The 13,959-nt window shown below is 59.9% G+C and carries 14 protein-coding genes; 7 read left to right on the forward strand and 7 right to left on the reverse strand.

The window, feature by feature from the left end; translation table 11 throughout:
• Positions 1 to 784: 784 nt before the first annotated feature.
• Positions 785 to 1,192: a flagellar basal body-associated protein FliL gene (locus K1X80_RS27655; protein ID WP_029289542.1), complete on the reverse strand. Its 408-nt coding sequence runs from the start codon at positions 1,190 to 1,192 to the stop codon at positions 785 to 787.
• Positions 1,193 to 1,341: 149 nt separating this feature from the next.
• Between K1X80_RS27655 and K1X80_RS27660 the strand changes: the two genes are divergently transcribed.
• Both K1X80_RS27660 and glpT read left to right on the forward strand, forming a co-directional pair.
• Complete coding sequence (locus tag K1X80_RS27660) at positions 1,342 to 2,322, forward strand: NADPH:quinone oxidoreductase family protein (protein WP_220172598.1); 981 nt, start codon at positions 1,342 to 1,344, stop codon at positions 2,320 to 2,322.
• Positions 2,323 to 2,610: 288 nt separating this feature from the next.
• Entirely contained in the window at positions 2,611 to 3,948 is a 1,338-nt protein-coding gene (gene glpT / locus K1X80_RS27665) for a glycerol-3-phosphate transporter (protein ID WP_057440450.1), read from the forward strand.
• Here the strand turns inward: glpT and K1X80_RS27670 are convergent.
• Complete coding sequence (locus K1X80_RS27670) at positions 3,932 to 4,597, reverse strand: gamma-glutamylcyclotransferase (RefSeq protein WP_057440451.1); 666 nt, start codon at positions 4,595 to 4,597, stop codon at positions 3,932 to 3,934. The genes glpT and K1X80_RS27670 overlap by 17 nt on opposite strands.
• A 396-nt stretch (positions 4,598 to 4,993) precedes the next feature.
• Between K1X80_RS27670 and K1X80_RS27675 the strand changes: the two genes are divergently transcribed.
• Positions 4,994 to 5,470 carry a hypothetical protein gene (locus tag K1X80_RS27675; protein WP_057440452.1) on the forward strand — a complete coding sequence of 159 codons (477 nt, stop codon included), beginning with the start codon at positions 4,994 to 4,996 and terminating at the stop codon, positions 5,468 to 5,470.
• 153 nt (positions 5,471 to 5,623) lie between these two features.
• Here K1X80_RS27675 and K1X80_RS27680 read toward each other — a convergent pair whose 3' ends face one another.
• The 5 genes from K1X80_RS27680 to K1X80_RS27700 all read right to left on the reverse strand — a co-directional run bounded on the left by K1X80_RS27680 (position 5,624) and on the right by K1X80_RS27700 (position 10,860).
• Positions 5,624 to 6,592 carry a CDP-6-deoxy-delta-3,4-glucoseen reductase gene (locus K1X80_RS27680; RefSeq protein ID WP_057960948.1) on the reverse strand — a complete coding sequence of 323 codons (969 nt, stop codon included), beginning with the start codon at positions 6,590 to 6,592 and terminating at the stop codon, positions 5,624 to 5,626.
• Entirely contained in the window at positions 6,592 to 8,058 is a 1,467-nt protein-coding gene (gene ubiD / locus K1X80_RS27685; RefSeq protein WP_029289556.1) for a 4-hydroxy-3-polyprenylbenzoate decarboxylase, read from the reverse strand. The genes K1X80_RS27680 and ubiD overlap by 1 nt, the downstream gene beginning before the upstream one ends.
• A gap of 158 nt (positions 8,059 to 8,216) precedes the next feature.
• Positions 8,217 to 9,476 (reverse strand): transcription termination factor Rho, encoded by a 1,260-nt coding sequence (rho, locus tag K1X80_RS27690; RefSeq protein WP_003176825.1) that lies wholly within the window; start codon positions 9,474 to 9,476, stop codon positions 8,217 to 8,219.
• A 232-nt stretch (positions 9,477 to 9,708) separates the two neighbouring features.
• A complete protein-coding gene (gene trxA / locus K1X80_RS27695) occupies positions 9,709 to 10,038 on the reverse strand; it encodes a thioredoxin TrxA (protein ID WP_029289563.1) in 330 nt (109 codons plus the stop codon).
• Between the two features lie 120 nt (positions 10,039 to 10,158).
• Complete coding sequence (locus K1X80_RS27700) at positions 10,159 to 10,860, reverse strand: FadR/GntR family transcriptional regulator (protein ID WP_057960949.1); 702 nt, start codon at positions 10,858 to 10,860, stop codon at positions 10,159 to 10,161.
• A gap of 255 nt (positions 10,861 to 11,115) precedes the next feature.
• On the opposite strand from K1X80_RS27700, the gene K1X80_RS27705 reads away from it, so the two are divergent.
• Genes K1X80_RS27705 through K1X80_RS27720 form a run of 4 tightly spaced genes read left to right on the forward strand, consistent with a single transcriptional unit; the run spans position 11,116 to position 13,955 of the window.
• On the forward strand, positions 11,116 to 11,901 hold the full coding sequence (locus K1X80_RS27705; protein WP_057960950.1) for a transporter substrate-binding domain-containing protein: 786 nt from the start codon (positions 11,116 to 11,118) through the stop codon (positions 11,899 to 11,901).
• A gap of 14 nt (positions 11,902 to 11,915) precedes the next feature.
• On the forward strand, positions 11,916 to 12,584 hold the full coding sequence (locus tag K1X80_RS27710; RefSeq protein WP_057960951.1) for an amino acid ABC transporter permease: 669 nt from the start codon (positions 11,916 to 11,918) through the stop codon (positions 12,582 to 12,584).
• Positions 12,581 to 13,231 carry an amino acid ABC transporter permease gene (locus K1X80_RS27715; protein ID WP_057960952.1) on the forward strand — a complete coding sequence of 217 codons (651 nt, stop codon included), beginning with the start codon at positions 12,581 to 12,583 and terminating at the stop codon, positions 13,229 to 13,231. Before K1X80_RS27710 ends, K1X80_RS27715 begins: the two co-directional genes overlap by 4 nt.
• Positions 13,218 to 13,955, forward strand: coding sequence for an amino acid ABC transporter ATP-binding protein (locus tag K1X80_RS27720; RefSeq protein ID WP_057440457.1), 738 nt, complete (start codon positions 13,218 to 13,220; stop codon positions 13,953 to 13,955). Before K1X80_RS27715 ends, K1X80_RS27720 begins: the two co-directional genes overlap by 14 nt.
• The last annotated feature ends 4 nt before the right edge of the window (positions 13,956 to 13,959 follow it).

The raw sequence follows: 13,959 nt of genomic DNA on the forward strand, positions 1-13,959 counted from the left end.
GTTGAAGCCACTTGGAGTAATGGCATTTACATCATACATGCGCTCCGCTATATGTTTGAGCGAGGTGCGGTGACGGGAAAAAACCCGCGTTTCGAGATTCACTCTGTTACCTTCGGCGGCCCGATACTAGCAGTCCACCCTCCACAAGATGGCCAATGGCGCGTTTGGGGGTCGTCAACAAAATACACAACATCTAACACAGTAGACACATTCGAGTTCTACTTTGTCTTCGACGCGCCCCCCGACGGGGTATGGCGAACGGATAGAAAAAGAGTGAAAATCTATATATAAGCCCTATTATAACCAGCAACTTAGTTGCTGGTTTTCCAAACTCATTGAACTCCCGCCCACCCGGACTTTTCTCCACGATCCAGTATAAATTTAGTGGACTCAACCAAAGCAGAAATCCGATATTTGAAGTTATATGCCCCAGTGGGGGTGGTACTGGCAAGAGTACCTATAAAGGGCGGTAATTGGCACAGCTGGATATCCTCCGAGGATACCCATATTTCAAAAGGAACAACTTATCGTTTTACTTTTATATTCGATAATCCTGGATCAGGCGGAGGCCCCACAATTTCCGTCTCCAAAAGCATAACGTTTGCGATAGAAAAACCTCCACAATAGAAACCAACCGAGCCTCTGAATCTTTATCATCATCGTGCAGAGGCGTTACCCCTCCTGAGGTTGGCGCCAAAGTTCGGGTTGCTGACGGTGACGGTCTTGTGAGCGTCGATAGCTTCAAGGCCCCATCGCCAACAAGCCGACGCCCACAGGATGGGCGTTACTGGATAATCAGATTGTTAAACAACAAATCTTCAACCACCGGCTTGCCCGTCTCGTCATTCATCACTTGCTGCGTCTGCTTCAACGCTTCCTGACGCAACTTTTCCTTACCCTCGACACTGCCCATGCTCTCGACAGTCTGCTGGGTAAACAACGCCACCAGTTGGTTGCGGATCAATGGCTCATTGGCCTTGATCGCCGCCGCCGCTTCGGGGCCGGTCACGCGCAGGGCCACATCCGCTTTGTACACCCGAAGTTTCGGGCCGCCATCCAGGGCATAGTTGCCCACAAAAGGCGGCGTCAGGCTGTAATAGCTGACCTTCGGCGCTTCGCCTTCCTTGGCTTCTTCGGCATGGGCTGCCATCGGCAACGTCAGGGCCAGCATCAACAGGATCCACGCTTTCACAGTTCATTCCTCACATTCGGTTGCCAGTAGCATAACGCTAGCAAGGCAGAGCACAAGCTTATGGCGACTTATCAGGCCGGGGCATGCTCGTTGACCCGTGACCTTACCCACCTACACTTATCGGCCAATACGCCAAAAGGAATAGTCCGATGAAAGCCGTGCTGTGCAAAGCCTTCGGCCCTGCCGAAACCCTGGTGTTGGAAGACGTCGAAAGCCCGGCGATCGAGAAGAACGAGATCCTGCTGGACGTCCATGCCGCTGGGGTGAATTTCCCGGACACGCTGATCATCGAGGGCAAGTACCAGTTCAAACCGCCCTTCCCGTTCTCGCCGGGCGGCGAAGCGGCTGGGGTGGTCAGCGAAGTCGGGGAAAAGGTCAGCCACCTAAAGGTCGGCGACCGGGTCATGGCGCTGACCGGCTGGGGCAGCTTTGCCGAGCAGGTCGCGGTACCGGGCTATAACGTGCTGCCGATTCCGCCGAGCATGGATTTCAACACCGCTGCCGCCTTCAGCATGACCTACGGCACCTCGATGCACGCCCTCAAGCAGCGTGGCCACCTGGCCGCTGGCGAGACCCTGCTAGTACTGGGCGCGTCCGGTGGCGTGGGCCTGGCTGCCGTGGAGATCGGCAAGGCCATGGGTGCCCGGGTGATTGCCGCCGCCAGCAGTGCCGACAAGCTGGCCGTGGCCAAGGCGGCGGGCGCCGATGAATTGATCAACTACAGCGAAAGCAACCTCAAGGATGAGATCAAGCGCCTGACCGATGGCAACGGTGCCGATGTGATCTACGACCCGGTAGGGGGCGATCTGTTTGACCAGGCCATCCGCGCCATTGCCTGGAACGGCCGTCTGTTGGTGGTGGGGTTTGCCAGCGGGCGTATCCCCGAGCTGCCGGTGAACCTGGCGCTGCTCAAGGGCGCAGCGGTGGTCGGGGTGTTCTGGGGCTCGTTTGCCCAGCGCCAGCCGCAGGATAACGCGGCGAATTTCCAGCAGCTGTTTGGTTGGTATGCCGAGGGGAAGTTGAAGCCAATGGTGTCGCAGGTGTATCCGCTGGACAACGCGGCGCAGGCGATCAATGACCTGGGGCAGCGCAAGGCAGTGGGCAAGGTGGTCGTGCAGGTCCGCCAGTGATTTGAAATGCAATTAGTGTAGGAGCTGGCTTGCCTGCGATGGCGGTGGGTCAGCTACGTCTTTGGTAACTGGTCCACCGCCATCGCAGGCAAGCCAGCTCCTACATTTGATCTCAAGTGCCGTGAGGAATCTGATCACGCCCTATACTTATCTATTCGCGACATGTTCGTAAAAGAACATGCAATTACTCCCGTTTCCTGTGTTTGCAGATAAGAGGCGATGCTATTTTCGGTAACGAAACTGTAACATTCGCATCCGCAGTCAAAACAAGAAATTTGGAGCTCTTGAATGTTTGCTTTCTTTCGTCCTGCCCCCCACCAGGCACCCCTGCCTGAAGAAAAGATCGACAGTACCTACCGACGACTGCGCTGGCAGATCTTCGCCGGTATTTTCTTTGGCTACGCGGGTTACTACCTGCTGCGCAAAAACTTCTCCCTGGCCATGCCGTACCTGATCGACGAGGGTTATACCCGTGGTCAACTGGGCCTGGCCATGTCGGCAATCGCCATTGCCTACGGCCTGTCCAAGTTCCTCATGGGCCTGGTGTCCGACCGCTCCAACCCGCGCTACTTCCTGCCGTTTGGCTTGCTGGTATCGGCCGGGGTGATGTTCATTTTCGGTTTCGCGCCTTGGGCAACCTCCAGCGTGACCATGATGTTCATTCTGCTGTTCATCAACGGCTGGGCCCAGGGCATGGGCTGGCCGCCAAGTGGGCGGACCATGGTGCACTGGTGGTCGCAGAAAGAACGCGGCGGCGTGGTGTCGGTGTGGAACGTGGCGCATAACGTCGGCGGCGGTCTGATCGGCCCGCTGTTCCTGCTGGGCATGGCCTGGTTCAACGACTGGCACGCAGCGTTCTACGTCCCGGCCACCGTGGCCTTGGCAGTGGCGGCGTTTGCCTTCATCACCATGCGCGACACCCCGCAATCGGTGGGCCTGCCGCCGATCGAGAAGTACAAGAACGACTACCCGGAAGGCTACGACGCCAGCCACGAAGACGAATTCAGCGCCAAGGAAATCTTCGTCAAATACGTGCTGCGCAACAAGATGCTGTGGTACATCGCCTTCGCCAACGTGTTCGTCTACCTGCTGCGCTACGGCGTGCTGGACTGGGCACCGACCTACCTCAAGGAAGCCAAGCACTTCACCGTCGACAAGTCGTCCTGGGCGTACTTCTTCTACGAGTGGGCAGGGATCCCCGGCACGCTGCTGTGCGGCTGGATGTCGGACAAGATCTTCCGTGGCAACCGTGGCCTGACCGGCATTGTGTTCATGGCTCTGGTGACCGTGGCGACCCTGGTGTACTGGCTCAACCCGCCAGGCAACCCGATGGTCGACATGATCGCGCTGTTCTCCATTGGCTTTTTGATCTACGGCCCGGTGATGCTGATCGGCCTGCAGGCCCTGGAACTGGCGCCGAAGAAAGCCGCAGGTACAGCCGCAGGTTTTACCGGCCTGTTCGGTTACCTGGGTGGATCGGTGGCAGCCAGTGCAGCCATGGGCTACACCGTGGACCACTTCGGCTGGGACGGCGGCTTTGTGCTGCTGATCGGCGCGTGCCTGCTGGCCATCGCGTTCCTGATCCCAACCCTGTGGCACACCAATAGCGTCAGCTCGGCACGTTAATCGCCGCGATGCCTTTGGCACATCGCTTGAGCCGCGCCTCCAGATTCTTGTCTGGCATGGCGTGGCTACGCAGGGCGTTGACGGTCTGCTCGACATAATCGCGAGTGGTGCCGTAACGCCCGCAAGCGCTGGCAAACACCTGGTTCAGCACGCTGTCGGGCAAGTTACCGGCATAGCTGGGCAGGTGTCGCTCCAGCACAAAACCCAATGCCTGCACCTGATTGCCGTCTTCAAGCCGGCAACTGAGCCAGTGTGGCCGATAGGATGGGTAAGGCATCTCGCGCTGCCACAAGGCATAGAGCGAGGCCTCCAGTTGATCTTCCGGCAGGCGGTAAGCAAAGCCGCTGCACGAGCCGCCGCGATCCAGGCCAAACACCAGCCCCGGTAACTCCGGCGTACCCCGGTGCTCGTGGGACCACAGGTACAGGCCTCGATGATAGCCATGGACCCGGGCGCGCAGGCGCTGGGTTGCCGAACACTCAGGGCGCCAGATCAGCGAGCCATAGGCAAACAGCCAGACCGGCCCACCCTTGTGCAGACCCATGGTGGCCTGCATCGAGCTCATCAATTGTTCGTGAGTGAGTTGCGGCCCCAGATCAAGCCGCGGCGGGTAAGCCAATTGCAGAAGTTCGGATTCGAGAACGGTCATGGCAGATCGCTTAGGTCTCCTGTGTACTACCAGTTATAGGTGACTTTACCGTAATAGAACGCGCCGCTGTAACCGTAAGGCGAAAAAGTACTATGGGCCAGGTTGCCGCCACTGCTGGCGGCTGATCACCCCGGCCATCGCGTCAGACCCGTAGCGGGCCGACGCACCCTCGCGCAGCACTTCAATATGTCGACCGCTCCCCATACCGCTCCCCTTGCAATCAATACCTTTTAAAAATATGAAAAAGCATAAGCAATAGGCCCCATTCGTCAGGTTCGCCGCGCAAAACCGCGCTATTTTCAGCGCCCGTTCAGCCTTTATGCCCGACGGGACCTCAAAATAGCGTCACGTCACGACCCACTTAGCCGCGCATTCACCGACTATCGAGGTCGCACCATGAAAAACCGACTTTCCGGCCTGCTGCTCCTGGCGCAGGCCACCACCGCCCTGGCCGCCGAAGCGCCGGCCAACGACGACAAAGGCTTCTGGTACGCCCAGACCAGCGTCTACACCCGGCACTTTGCGCCGGACCCCGAGCACAATAACCATCAAGACCTGATCGGCCTGGAGCGCAATGACGCTGCGGGGTGGGTGTATGGCGGTGCGACCTTTCGCAACTCGTTTCGCCAACGCTCGTACTACGCCTACGCCGGCAAGCGCTTCGACATGGCCGACTATCCGGTGTATCTGAAACTGACCGGCGGGGCGATCCAGGGCTATCGCGGCAAGTACCGCGACAAGATCCCGCTGAACCGCTACGGCGTGGCACCGGTGATCATTCCGTCGGTGGGTGCGCACTACGGGCCGGTGGCGGCGGAGTTTGTGTTGCTGGGGTTCAATGCGGCGATGGTGACCACGGGCGTGCGGTTCTGACGCCGCACACCTGAGTAGACACAGTTCAATGTGGGAGCGGGGCTTGCCCGCGATGGCGGTGTATCAGTGCCAGATTTGTTGGCTGACACTCCGCTATCGCGGGCAAGCCCGCTCCCACAGTTTGATCGGCTTACGAGAATGTTTTCGTAGCGGTCAGGAGCGAGGGGCGTAGGCAAATACGTCAGCGCGCATCTGGTGCGCATCCATCCCGGCATTCACCAGCGCGTCCAGCGTGCCGTAGATCATCGCCGGCGATCCGCTGGCATAGACATGCACGGCCTTGAGGTCGGTTATGTCTTCGCACACCGCCTCATGCAACAAGCCACAGCGCCCTTCCCAACCACACAGGTCGCTGACCACTTTGTGCAGGAACAGATTGGGCAATTGCTGCCACTGTTCCCAATGTTCGACCTGGTAGAAATCCTCAGGACGACGCACGCCCCAGTACAGGTGCACCGGATACTTGAACCCCGTGGCCCGGCAATGTTCGATCAGGCTGTGCATCTGCGCCATGCCGGTGCCGGCCGCGATCAGTACCAGCGGGCCGTCGGGTAGCTCGGCCAGGTGGGTATCGCCAAACGGCAGCTCGACCCGCGCCATCTGGTTACGCTGCAACTGCTCGATCAGGCTGCGGGCGCTGTCTTCGCGTACCAGCACATGCAATTCCAGCTCGCGCCCGGCGTGGGGCGCCGAGGCCAGGGAAAACGCCGACTTCTCGCCGTTTTCGCGCTCAATCATCAGGTACTGGCCAGCGTGGTAACGCACCGCTTTGCCGGCCGGGGCCCGCAGGCGCACGCGCCACACATCGCCACCCAGCTCCACGCACTCGCTCAACTGGCAGGCCAGCGTGCGCACCGGCAACTCCCCCGGCGCCAGCACGCCATCCCACAGCACGATGCAATCCTCCAGCGGCTCGGCGATGCAGGTGTAGAACTCGCCATGGTCACGCACCTCGCCGGCCTGTTGCACCCGGCCCTCGACCAACAGCGCCGCGCACACATGGCACACACCGTTACGGCACGCCTGCGGGCAGTCGTAGCCCAGGCGCCGCGCACCTTCAAGAATCCGCTCGCCCGGCTGCAAGTCGAGGACCGCGCCGGAAGGTTGCAGGGTTACACGCATCAATCTATTCCCAATTCTTTCCACATCGCATCGACACGCGCCGTCACGGCTTCATCCTTGACGATCACCCGGCCCCACTCACGGGTGGTTTCACCCGGCCATTTATGGGTGGCATCCAGGCCCATCTTCGAACCCAGGCCCGACACCGGCGAGGCGAAGTCGAGATAGTCGATGGGTGTGTTATCAATCATCACCGTATCGCGCTTGGGGTCCATGCGCGTGGTAATCGCCCAGATCACGTCGTTCCAGTCCCGGGCGTTGATGTCGTCGTCGGTGACAATAACGAACTTGGTGTACATGAACTGTCGCAAAAACGACCACACACCGAGCATCACGCGCTTGGCATGGCCCGGATACGACTTCTTCATGGTCACGATGGCCATGCGGTACGAGCAGCCCTCGGGCGGCAGGTAGAAGTCGGTGATTTCCGGGAACTGCTTCTGCAGGATCGGTACGAATACCTCGTTCAGCGCCACGCCGAGAATCGCCGGCTCATCCGGCGGCCGGCCGGTGTAGGTGCTGTGGTAGATCGGTTTGACCCGGTGGGTGATGCGCTCGACGGTGAACACCGGGAAGCTGTCAACTTCATTGTAGTAGCCGGTGTGATCGCCGTAAGGGCCTTCATCGGCCATCTCGCCCGGATGAATCACGCCTTCGAGGATGATTTCGGCGGTGGCCGGCACTTGCAGGTCGTTGCCACGGCATTTCACCAGTTCGGTGCGATTGCCGCGCAACAGGCCGGCGAAGGCGTATTCGGACAGGCTGTCGGGCACCGGCGTCACGGCGCCGAGGATGGTGGCCGGGTCGGCCCCCAGGGCCACGGAAACCGGGAACGGCTGGCCGGGGTGCTTCTCGCACCACTCACGGAAGTCGAGGGCGCCGCCACGGTGACTCAGCCAGCGCATGATCACCTTGTTGCGGCCAATCACTTGCTGACGGTAGATCCCCAGGTTCTGGCGGTCCTTGTTCGGGCCTTTGGTGACGGTCAGGCCCCAGGTGATCAGCGGGCCGACGTCGCCGGGCCAGCAGGTCTGCACCGGGAGCATCGCCAGGTCGACATCATCGCCTTCAATGACCACTTCCTGGCAGACCGCGTCCTTGACCACCTTGGGCGCCATGGCAATGATCTTGCGGAAGATCGGCAGCTTCGACCACGCGTCCTTCAGGCCTTTGGGCGGCTCGGGCTCCTTGAGGAAGGCCAGCAGCTTGCCGATCTCGCGCAGTTCGCTGACCGACTCGGCCCCCATGCCGAACGCCACCCGGTCGGGCGTGCCGAACAGGTTGCCCAGCACGGGGATATCAAAGCCTGTGGGGTTTTCGAACAGCAGCGCCGGCCCCTTGTTACGCAGGGTGCGGTCGCAAATCTCAGTCATTTCCAGGACCGGGGAAACCGGCACCTGAATACGTTTCAACTCTCCGCGCTGCTCAAGTTGCTGCACGAAATCCCGAAGATCCTTGAATTTCATTAACCATGCCACCCGTAAAATAGGCGTACATCGTACCTGCTCTGAGGGCGGCTGGCAGCCCTATCGACGGCGCAATTGCCCACCAGCTGTGGTTAAAGATTTCAGGCAAAAAAATGGCGCCCCTGGGGGCGCCATTCTTTCGGACCTGAAACGTCGTATTACTTACGTTTCATCGACAGGAAGAACTCGTCGTTGGTCTTGGTGGTTTTCAGCTTGTCGATCAGGAACTCGATGGCTGCCACTTCGTCCATCGGGTGCAGCAGCTTGCGCAGGATCCACATGCGCTGCAGTTCGTCGTCAGCGGTCAGCAACTCTTCGCGGCGGGTGCCGGAGCGGTTGATGTTGATGGCCGGGAACACACGCTTTTCAGCGATGCGACGGTCCAAAGGCAGTTCCATGTTGCCGGTACCCTTGAACTCTTCGTAGATCACTTCGTCCATCTTCGAGCCGGTTTCAACCAGCGCGGTGGCGATAATGGTCAGCGAGCCGCCTTCTTCGATGTTACGCGCGGCGCCGAAGAAACGTTTCGGCTTCTCCAGGGCGTGGGCATCGACACCACCGGTCAATACCTTGCCGGAGCTCGGGATCACGGTGTTGTAGGCACGGGCCAGACGGGTGATGGAGTCGAGCAGGATCACCACGTCCTTCTTGTGTTCGACCAGGCGCTTGGCCTTCTCGATCACCATTTCGGCAACCTGCACGTGGCGGGTTGGCGGCTCATCGAACGTCGAGGCAACCACTTCGCCGCGCACGGTGCGCTGCATTTCGGTGACTTCTTCCGGACGCTCATCGATCAGCAGCACGATCAGGTGAACTTCGGGATTGTTACGCGCGATGTTCGCTGCAATGTTCTGCAGCATGATGGTCTTACCGGCTTTCGGCGGTGCGACGATCAGGCCACGCTGGCCTTTGCCGATCGGAGCGCACAGGTCGATCACACGACCGGTCAGGTCTTCGGTGGAACCGTTACCGGCTTCCATCTTCATGCGCACGGTCGGGAACAGCGGCGTCAGGTTCTCGAAGAGAATCTTGTTCTTCGCGTTCTCAGGACGATCGAAGTTGATCGTGTCGACCTTGAGCAGGGCGAAGTAACGCTCGCCTTCCTTTGGAGGGCGGATCTTGCCAACGATGGTGTCACCGGTGCGCAAGTTGAAGCGACGGATCTGGCTCGGCGAGACATAGATATCGTCTGGGCCGGCGAGATAGGACGCGTCTGCAGAGCGAAGGAAGCCGAAGCCGTCCTGGAGAATCTCCAGCACGCCATCACCGGAGATTTCCTCGCCGCTTTTCGCGTGCTTTTTCAGCAGGGAGAAAATCACGTCCTGCTTGCGCGAACGGGCCATATTTTCTATGCCCATTTCTTCGGCCAGTTGGAGCAGGTCGGTAATCGGCTTTTGCTTGAGTTCAGTCAGATTCATATAGGAATGACGTAATCATTTATAGAGGGGGGGAATTAAGCTTTTGGCTTAATGAGGCCGCGCCGCAGAGAAGGCGACAGGATCGCGTACTAATCGAAAGGAATGCGTCGGCGACGGCTTGCAGGGGGCAGTGGAGAAACCAGTGCGGGGCCGAATGTACCACCTGAATTTCAGAGCGTCTAGCCCTGCTTTACGAAAAAGCCCCGCAATTTGCGGGGCTTTTTGACGACGCTTAGATGTTGGCGTCGAGGAATGCAGCCAATTGCGACTTGGACAGTGCGCCGACCTTGGTCGCTTCGACGTTGCCGTTCTTGAACAGCATCAGCGTCGGGATACCACGCACGCCATGCTTGGCCGGGGTTTCCTGGTTCTCGTCGATGTTCAGCTTGGCAATGGTCAGTTTGCCTTCGTAGGTGGTTGCGATGTCGTCCAGGACCGGAGCGATCATTTTGCAAGGACCGCACCACTCAGCCCAGTAGTCAACCAGCACCGGGCCCTGGGCCTGCAGTACTTCGGCCTCAAAGGTCGCGTCGGTGACGTGCTTGATAAGATCGTTGCTCATGGATGTCTCCGGGTTGTAAGCAAAAAAAACGTTGCCCATCATAGCCGCCCTTCCTGCGTTCAGGAAGCCGCTGCTGATTGACTCTTGCTATGGAGCGTCATCATTTTGGATATGGCGGGTTCAAGAGGCCGTCGGAGTCACAAAGGCTATTCCCGTGCGCAACGCAGCGTTACGCACGTGCTCCTGCATAGCTTTGTGCGCCGCCGCGCTGCTGCGCCGGGCCAGGGCCCGGAGGATCTTGCGATGCTCCTGCCAGGTTTCCATCGCCCGTTCCGGTCGGATGAACGGTAGCTTCTGACTTTCCAGAAACACCTCGGCACTGGCGCTGAGGATGCTCATCATCGCCTGATTGCCACTGGCCAACAGGATGCGCTGGTGGAACGCGAAGTCCAGCCGCGCAGCGGCCTCGAAATCCCCGGCCTTGAGTTCCCGGCGCATGGCCTGGACATTGTCTTCGAGCCCATCCAGTTCCTCGGTGGTCAGGGTCATGGCCGCCAGCCCCGCCGCAAAGCCCTCCAGGGCATAACGCAATTGGAAGATATCCAGGGGGCTGGCCTGCGCCGTAAAGGGCCAGGCCACCCCGCTCATGTCGACCGTCGGTGGCGCTTGCACAAACACGCCTTTGCCCGGCTGCACGCTGACCAGCCCAAGCGCACTGAGCGAAGACAAGGCCTCGCGCAACGAGGCCCGACTGACCCCCAACTGCAATGCCAGGTCGCGCTGGGAAGGCAGTGCATCACCTGGCCCGAAGCCCCGTTGCTTGATCAGTTTGCGGATGGCTTGCAAAGCCGCTTCCGGTACGGCTTGGGCGATGGAATTCATAAAAAACTCAAGATTTCGGTCAACAGTGAGGCTAGTTGTAAATCTATTCTCGCTGGCCGGCAAGCCACGCCCCAAAGGGGCTCGCCGGGTTTTGCGGGCGCTCGAAAAGGGTGCGCAATCGCTTCTGACTGTTCAGACCAGTAAGACCGCTATACACCTGTAAAACCCTGCCTTGCAGCCGCTTTGGCGCGGCATGGCATGGGCTGTGCACTGGCAAGACTCAGAAAATCCCTTCGCCCTTTTCGGAGAGTTGCCATGACCAAGCGTTGCAGCGCCCTGCTCACTGCCTTGTTTGCCAGCCTGATGCTCAGCCAGACGCCAGCCCAGGCCAATGGCCTGGACGATATCGTCGCCCGTGGCACCCTCAAGGTCGCGGTGCCTCAGGACTTCCCGCCCTTCGGCTCGGTCGGCCCCGATATGAAGCCGCGCGGCCTGGACATCGACACCGCCAAACTGCTGGCCGAGCAGCTCAAGGTCAAACTGGAACTGACCCCGGTCAACAGCACCAACCGCATCCCGTTCCTGACCACCGGCAAAGTGGACCTGGTGATTTCCAGCCTGGGCAAGAACCCGGATCGCGAGAAGGTCATCGACTTCTCCAAGGCCTACGCGCCGTTCTATCTCGCCGTGTTCGGCCCGCCTGACGCGGCGATTGCGACCCTGGACGATCTCAAGGGCAAGACCATCAGCGTGACCCGCGGTGCCATCGAAGATATCGAGTTGAGCGCCGTCGCACCCAAGGAAGCCACGATCAAGCGCTTCGAGGATAACAACTCGACCATCGCCGCCTACCTCGCCGGCCAGGTGGACCTGATCGCCAGTGGCAACGTGGTGATGGTGGCGATCAGCGAGCGCAACCCCAAGCGGGTACCGGCGTTGAAAGTCAAACTCAAGGATTCGCCGGTATATGTCGGCGTGAACAAAAACGAGCCGGCACTGCTGGAGAAGGTCAACCAGATCCTGGTCGCCGCCAAGGCTGACGGCAGCCTGCAAAAGAACGCGATGCAGTGGCTCAAAGAACCATTGCCTGCCGATCTCTGAAGCGGAGCTGATTGATGGCCTATCAATTCGACTTTGTGCCGGTGCTGGCCAATACCGACCTGTTGTTGCGCGGCGCGCTGTTCACCCTGGAGCTGACAGCCATCGGCGCCCTCCTCGGCGTGGCCCTGGGCATCGTCGGCGCCGTGGTGCGGGCATGGAAAATCCAGCCGTTCTGCTGGCTCTTCGGGGTGTATGTCGAGTTGATTCGCAACACGCCGTTTCTGGTGCAGTTGTTCTTTATCTTCTTCGGCCTGCCTTCACTGGGGGTACAGATTTCCGAATGGCAGGCCGCAGTACTGGCGATGGTGATCAACCTGGGGGCCTATTCCACGGAGATCATCCGCGCCGGGATCCAGGCGATCCCTCGTGGCCAACTGGAGGCCGCGGCAGCGCTGGCGATGACCCGCTTCGAAGCGTTCCGCCATGTGGTGCTGCTGCCGGCGCTGGGCAAGGTCTGGCCGGCCCTGAGCAGCCAGATCATCATCGTGATGCTTGGCTCGGCGGTGTGCTCGCAGATCGCCACTGAAGAGTTGAGTTTTGCCGCCAACTTTATTCAATCGCGCAATTTCCGCGCCTTTGAAACCTATGCCCTGACCACGCTGGTGTACCTGTGCATGGCGTTGATGATCCGCCAGTTGCTCAATTGGATCGGTCGCCGCTATGTGATGAGGAACAGCCGATGAGTGATTTTTCGTTCTGGGACATCGTGCGCAACCTGCTGACCGGCCTGCAATGGACCCTGCTGCTGTCGCTGGTGGCGTTTGTCGGCGGCGGGCTGATTGGCCTGCTGGTGATGACCCTGCGCATCAGCAAAAAGGCGCTACCGCGCAATATTGCCCGGACCTATATCGAACTGTTCCAGGGCACACCGCTGCTGATGCAACTGTTCCTGGTGTTTTTCGGCATCGCCTTGCTGGGGATTGATATCTCGCCGTGGCTGGCCGCCGCGATTGCCCTGACCCTGTTTACCAGTGCCTACCTGGCCGAGATCTGGCGCGGCTGTGTCGACTCCATCGCCCACGGGCAGTGGGAAGCCTCCGCCAGCCTGGCCCTCAACCCTTATGAGCAACTGCGCTACGTGATATTGCCCCAGGCCCTGCGAATTGCCGTGGCGCCGACGGTGGGGTTCTCGGTGCAGGTGGTCAAGGGCACAGCGGTGACCTCGATCATCGGCTTCACCGAACTGACCAAGACCGGCGGCATGCTCGCCAATGCCACCTTCGAGCCCTTCATGGTCTACGGCCTGGTGGCGCTCGGTTACTTCCTGCTCTGCTACCCCTTGTCCCTCAGTGCCCGCTACCTGGAAAGGAGACTGCATGCCTCTGCTTAGAATATCCGCGCTGCATAAGTATTACGGCGATCACCATGTGCTCAAGGGCATCGACTTGAGTATCGAGGAAGGCCAGGTGGTAGCAATCATCGGCCGCAGCGGCTCGGGAAAATCCACGCTGCTGCGCACCCTCAACGGCCTGGAGTCGATCAACGACGGGGTGATTGAGGTCGACGGCGAATACCTCGACGCGGCCCGCGCCGACCTGCGCAGCCTGCGGCAAAAAGTCGGCATGGTGTTCCAGCAATTCAACCTGTTCCCCCATTTGACCGTGGGTGAAAACGTCATGCTCGCGCCCCAGGTCGTGCAAAAAGTCGCCAAGGCCAAGGCTGCGGAGCTGGCCCGGCAGATGCTGGAGCGGGTCGGCCTGGGGGAAAAGTTCGATGCATTCCCCGATCGCCTGTCCGGCGGCCAGCAGCAACGGGTGGCGATCGCCCGCGCGCTGGCGATGTCGCCCAAGGTGTTGCTGTGCGATGAAATCACCTCGGCGCTGGACCCTGAACTGGTCAATGAAGTGCTCAGCGTGGTGCGCCAACTGGCCAAGGACGGCATGACCCTGATCATGGTCACCCATGAAATGCGCTTTGCCCGGGAGGTCGGCGACAAGCTGGTGTTCATGCATCAGGGCAAGGTGCATGAAGTCGGCGACCCGAACGTCCTGTTTGCCCAACCGCGCACGCCCGAATTGGCTAACTTTATAGGCTCGGTGGAACAACCAGGCTGAGGCT

It is taken from the genome of Pseudomonas sp. So3.2b, assembly GCF_019464415.1.
Classification (GTDB): Bacteria; Pseudomonadota; Gammaproteobacteria; order Pseudomonadales; family Pseudomonadaceae; genus Aquipseudomonas; species Aquipseudomonas shahriarae.

Bases quoted from the DNA above. Each gene is read 5' to 3' on its own strand.
- K1X80_RS27700 (WP_057960949.1), bottom strand. From the start codon at position 10,860: ATGAATTCCATCGCCCAAGCCGTACCGGAAGCGGCTTTGCAAGCCATC.
- K1X80_RS27660 (WP_220172598.1), top strand. From the start codon at position 1,342: ATGAAAGCCGTGCTGTGCAAAGCCTTCGGCCCTGCCGAAACCCTGGTG.
- K1X80_RS27720 (WP_057440457.1), top strand. From the start codon at position 13,218: ATGCCTCTGCTTAGAATATCCGCGCTGCATAAGTATTACGGCGATCAC.
- K1X80_RS27710 (WP_057960951.1), top strand. From the start codon at position 11,916: ATGGCCTATCAATTCGACTTTGTGCCGGTGCTGGCCAATACCGACCTG.
- ubiD (WP_029289556.1), bottom strand. From the start codon at position 8,058: ATGAAATTCAAGGATCTTCGGGATTTCGTGCAGCAACTTGAGCAGCGC.
- K1X80_RS27715 (WP_057960952.1), top strand. From the start codon at position 12,581: ATGAGTGATTTTTCGTTCTGGGACATCGTGCGCAACCTGCTGACCGGC.
- glpT (WP_057440450.1), top strand. From the start codon at position 2,611: ATGTTTGCTTTCTTTCGTCCTGCCCCCCACCAGGCACCCCTGCCTGAA.
- K1X80_RS27705 (WP_057960950.1), top strand. From the start codon at position 11,116: ATGACCAAGCGTTGCAGCGCCCTGCTCACTGCCTTGTTTGCCAGCCTG.
- K1X80_RS27680 (WP_057960948.1), bottom strand. From the start codon at position 6,592: ATGCGTGTAACCCTGCAACCTTCCGGCGCGGTCCTCGACTTGCAGCCG.
- trxA (WP_029289563.1), bottom strand. From the start codon at position 10,038: ATGAGCAACGATCTTATCAAGCACGTCACCGACGCGACCTTTGAGGCC.
- K1X80_RS27670 (WP_057440451.1), bottom strand. From the start codon at position 4,597: ATGACCGTTCTCGAATCCGAACTTCTGCAATTGGCTTACCCGCCGCGG.
- rho (WP_003176825.1), bottom strand. From the start codon at position 9,476: ATGAATCTGACTGAACTCAAGCAAAAGCCGATTACCGACCTGCTCCAA.
- K1X80_RS27675 (WP_057440452.1), top strand. From the start codon at position 4,994: ATGAAAAACCGACTTTCCGGCCTGCTGCTCCTGGCGCAGGCCACCACC.